Origin of the sequence: Pseudomonas cyclaminis (assembly GCF_015163715.1) — a bacterium.
Taxonomy (GTDB): domain Bacteria; phylum Pseudomonadota; class Gammaproteobacteria; order Pseudomonadales; family Pseudomonadaceae; genus Aquipseudomonas; species Aquipseudomonas cyclaminis.
Genome location: NZ_JADDUM010000106.1, coordinates 1 through 4,311, shown reverse-complemented (window position 1 = coordinate 4,311; position 4,311 = coordinate 1). Strand labels below are relative to the sequence as shown.

The 4,311-nt window shown below is 61.9% G+C and carries 3 protein-coding genes and 1 pseudogene; 3 read left to right on the top strand and 1 reads right to left on the bottom strand.

Features of this window, described 5'->3' with window-relative positions:
* Positions 1-124: 124 nt before the first annotated feature.
* On the bottom strand, positions 125-1,177 hold the full coding sequence (locus IQK56_RS14695) for a 2,5-dihydroxypyridine 5,6-dioxygenase (RefSeq protein ID WP_122307874.1): 1,053 nt from the start codon (positions 1,175-1,177) through the stop codon (positions 125-127).
* Between the two features lie 307 nt (positions 1,178-1,484).
* Here IQK56_RS14695 and IQK56_RS14690 point away from each other — a divergent pair.
* The 3 genes and pseudogenes from IQK56_RS14690 to IQK56_RS14680 all read left to right on the top strand — a co-directional run bounded on the left by IQK56_RS14690 (position 1,485) and on the right by IQK56_RS14680 (position 4,178).
* Positions 1,485-2,617, top strand: a pseudogene (locus tag IQK56_RS14690) (FAD-dependent monooxygenase).
* Entirely contained in the window at positions 2,614-3,414 is an 801-nt protein-coding gene (locus IQK56_RS14685) for an alpha/beta fold hydrolase (RefSeq protein WP_193864304.1), read from the top strand. The pseudogene IQK56_RS14690 and the gene IQK56_RS14685 overlap by 4 nt, the downstream one beginning before the upstream one ends.
* A gap of 11 nt (positions 3,415-3,425) precedes the next feature.
* Positions 3,426-4,178 (top strand): maleate cis-trans isomerase family protein, encoded by a 753-nt coding sequence (locus tag IQK56_RS14680; RefSeq protein WP_122307871.1) that lies wholly within the window; start codon positions 3,426-3,428, stop codon positions 4,176-4,178.
* The last annotated feature ends 133 nt before the right edge of the window (positions 4,179-4,311 follow it).

Below are 4,311 nucleotides of genomic sequence, written 5' to 3'. Positions count from 1 at the left end.
AAGTGAGCCGGCTGTAAAAGCGGAACCCTAGGTGGCCGTTACCTGACCAACGGATATGTACTCAGACCCATCGCCATCGGGGGCAAGTTCGAATCGTCGCACCGCCCCTCCCACATTTGGATTTTCAGCGTGCCAGGGAGGCCTGCGGTGCAACCACATCCCCCGCAATCACCACCGCCTCGTCATCCAGATACACATCACAATTGCGCAGTGGGATATCCAGATGGCACGGCGTCTTGCGTGTGCCGCCCACTTCGGTATTCGGCCCGGTGGAGAACAGGAAATTGCCGTAGAACGCCCGCGCATCCATGCACATGCCGTCGTTTTTGTCGTGCAAGCCCATGGCTGTCCACTGCGCCCGTGGTTGCAAGCCCCAGCCGATATGGGAGATGCCGTACACCTCGGGATCCTTGAAGTACTTCATGTAATCGCGCAGGTACTCGGCCTCGAAACCACCGTGGATGCGGGTGATAAAGCCCTTCTCGATCTCCAGGGTGATCTTCTCGCGGGTGTAGGTCTTGAACGGCAGCAGGATGTCACCGACATCCAGCACCAACACGCCTTCGGCGGTTTCTTCGTTGGGCCACGAGAACAGAAAACCGCTCGGCCAGTGGTCCCAACGCCCCGGCTCGTCGGCAAAACCGTACTCGGTCACCGACGGGTACTGCCCCAAGGCCGCACGGAAATCACTGCCTGCGCGGGATTTGACGTGAATCGACCGCGCCTTTTTCAGCAGTTGTTCGGCGGCCAGTACGCGCACCTTGTCGGCTTCGGTGGGCAACATGCGCGCCAGCACTTCCGGCGGCTCCACGGCCAGCAAAATGCGTGTGCCGGTCTTGAGGATCTGTTCCTGCTCCGGCGAATGCAGCAGCATCATCGTGTCGACGATCAGATCGGCCGCTTCGAGGGCGCGCTGGGCGGCGATATTGCCGGTGAGCGCGGTGTCGCCGCAGTAGGCGGTCATGTCATTGCCCATGGCGGTGGGATGGTTGAACGACGGCAGCTCCACCGCATACACCTTGGCGCCCAGGCGCTGCGCCGCGTCCATCGCCGCCTTGACGGTGCGTGGGTCGGAATAATGGCTCTTGAGCACGGCAACGCTTTGGGTCGGGTCGACCTTCGACAGCGTCAGCACGTGTTCAAACATCTGGGTCAACTCGCAATCGCTTACCGGCATGTTCCTGTCTCCTGTGGGGCCGCACCAAGTTCAAGCACGGCGCTTCACTCTAGTGCATTTTTATAGCGTATACGCCATTTACTGACGATAAGACCTGAATTGCAAGCGGACTGCAAGTGTTGCGCCAAAGCGTTACCAATCCACACATAGCTAGTATTTATTGGCTACAACTCGTTACACGGGTCAATAACCGCCAGGCCAAGTTTTTTCAAAAGCAGTCTTCCCATTTTGAAAAATGAGCGTATACACTTTAAAAACTTTGCGGACAGACGCCGCTGCACATCAACAAGAAAGAGGATCACGCCCCATGGGAAGCACACAGAAAATCGCCATCGTCGGTGCCGGCCTGGGCGGTGCCGCCGCCGCCACCTGTTGCAGCAAGCCGGTTTTGACGTGGACATCTACGAACAGGCGCCGGAGTTCTCCCGGCTGGGCGCGGGGATCCACATGGGCCCCAACATCATGAAAATCTTCCGCCGCATGGGCATCGAAAAGCAGCTGGACCTGATGGGCTCGCACCCCGAGCACTGGTTCAGCCGTTGCGGCGAGAGCGGCGATTACCTGTCACGCATTCCCCTCACCGGCTACGGCGCGTCCTACATCACCGTGCACCGTGGCGACCTGCATGCGTTGCAGATGTCGACCCTCAAGCCGGGCACCCTGCACTTCAACAAGCGCCTGGAAACCCTCGAAGAAACCGACACCCAGGTGCGCCTGACCTTCGCCGATGGCGAGGTGACCTACGCCGACATCGTGATCGGCGCCGACGGCATCAACTCCAGGATCCGCGAAGAGCTGCTCGGCGCGGAGAAACCGCTGTACAGCGGTTGGGTCGCGCACCGGGCGCTGATCCGTGGCGACCAGTTGGCCAAGTACGACCTGACGTTCGAAGACTGCATCAAGTGGTGGACCGAAGATCGCCACATGATGGTCTACTACACCACCGGCAAGCGCGACGAGTACTACTACGTGACTGGCGTGCCCCACGCCGAATGGGACTTCCACGGCGCGTTCGTCGACAGCAGCCGTGACGAGATGTTCGAGGCCTTCAAGGGTTACCACCCCACGGTTCAAGCCCTGATCGAGTCCACCGAAAGCGTGACCAAATGGCCGCTGCGCAACCGCAACCCGTTGCCGCTATGGAGCCGTGGTCGCCTGGTACTGCTCGGCGACGCCTGCCACCCCATGAAACCCCACATGGCCCAAGGCGCCGGCATGGCCATCGAAGACGCCGCCATGCTCACCCGCTGCCTGCAGGAAACCGGAATCAGCGACTACCGCACCGCGTTCCAACTCTACGAAGCCAACCGCAAGGAACGCGCCTCCCGCGTGCAGGCGGTGTCCAACGCCAACACCTGGCTGCGCACCCAGGAAGACCCGGCCTGGGTCTACGGGTATGACCTCTACGCCCAAGAGTTGAAATCGGGGGTGGCCGCGTGAGCAGCTTTCTCTACGGTGGCAACGTCCAGGCCAACGGCATTCGCCAGCACTACTTGCGCTACGGCGGCAAAGGTCCGGCGCTGATCCTGATCCCAGGCATCACCAGCCCCGCGATCACCTGGGGGTTTGTGGCCGAGCGCCTTGGCAAGCGGTTCGACACCTACGTGCTGGATGTGCGCGGTCGCGGCTTGTCCTCGACCGGTCCCGAGCTGGATTACAGCGCCGACACCTGCGCTGCCGACATTGGCGCCTTTGCCGATGCAATGAACCTGCACAGTTACCACCTCATGGGCCACTCCATGGGCGCCCGCTTTGCCGTACGCAGCGCCGTGATGCACCCCCAGGGCGTCAACCGCGTGGTGTTGATCGACCCGCCCGTGTCCGGCCCTGGCCGCCGCGAATACCCGAGCAAACTGCCGTGGTACGTCGACTCCATCCGCCAATCCTTGGTCGGCATGGACGCCGAGGCGATGCGCTCCTTCTGCGCCACCTGGACCGAAGCACAGTTGCAACTGCGCGCCGAGTGGCTGCACACCTGTTTTGAGCCCGCCATCGTGCGCGCCTTCAATGACTTCCACGACGTCGATTTCCACCAGGACCTGCCCCACCTCAAGACCCCTGCCCTGTTGATGGTGGCCGGGCGCGGCGGCGTGATTCTCGAAGAAGACATTGTCGAGATCCGCGCGCTGCAGCCGTCCATCAAGGTCGCGTCCGTGCCCAATGCCGGGCACATGATCCCGTGGGATGACCTGGAAGGCTTCTTCCACGCCCTCGGCGACTTCCTCACCGAACAATAATGGAGACCACCATGCTCAAGCCTTACCGCATCGGCCAGATCGTGCCGAGCTCCAACACCACCATGGAAACCGAGATTCCGGCAATGCTCACCGCACGCCAGGCGATCCGCCCCGAGCGCTTTACCTTCCATTCCAGCCGCATGCGCATGAAGCAGGTGCGCAAGGAAGAATTGGCCGCCATGGACGGTGAATCCGACCGCTGCGCCGTGGAGCTGTCCGACGCCAAGGTCGACGTGCTCGGCTACGCATGCCTGGTGGCGATCATGGCCATGGGCTTGGGCTATCACCGCAACTCCGAACAGCGCCTGCGCAAGGCCACCGCCGATAACGACGCCAACGCCCCGGTGATCACCAGCGCCGGTGCGCTGATCGAAGGCCTGAAAGTGATGGGCGCCAAACGCATCGCGATTGTCGCGCCCTACATGAAGCCGCTGACCGAACTGGTGGTGAACTACATCCGCGAAGAAGGCTTTGAAGTGGTGGACTGGCGCGCCCTGGAGATCCCCGACAACCTCGAAGTGGCGCGCCACGACCCGGCCAACCTGCCGGCCATCGTTGCTGGCATGAACCTGGAAGGCGTGGATGTGATCGTGCTCTCGGCCTGCGTGCAGATGCAGTCGCTGCCGGTGGTGGCGAAGGTTGAGGCGCAGACGGGTAAGCCGGTGCTCACCGCGGCCATCGCCACCACCTACGCCATGCTCAAGGCGCTGGATCTGGAACCCATCGTTCCCGGCGCCGGAGCGCTGCTCTCCGGTGCTTATTAAATAGCTTTGGGGTAAGTGCACTTTTGTGGTGAGCCCCCTTTTATGGGGTGAGCGGGCTTTTGTGGTGAGCGGGCTTGCCCCGCGCTGGGCTGGCGCCAGAGCCCCATCAAGCCGCCCCCGTTTTTCCAGACAA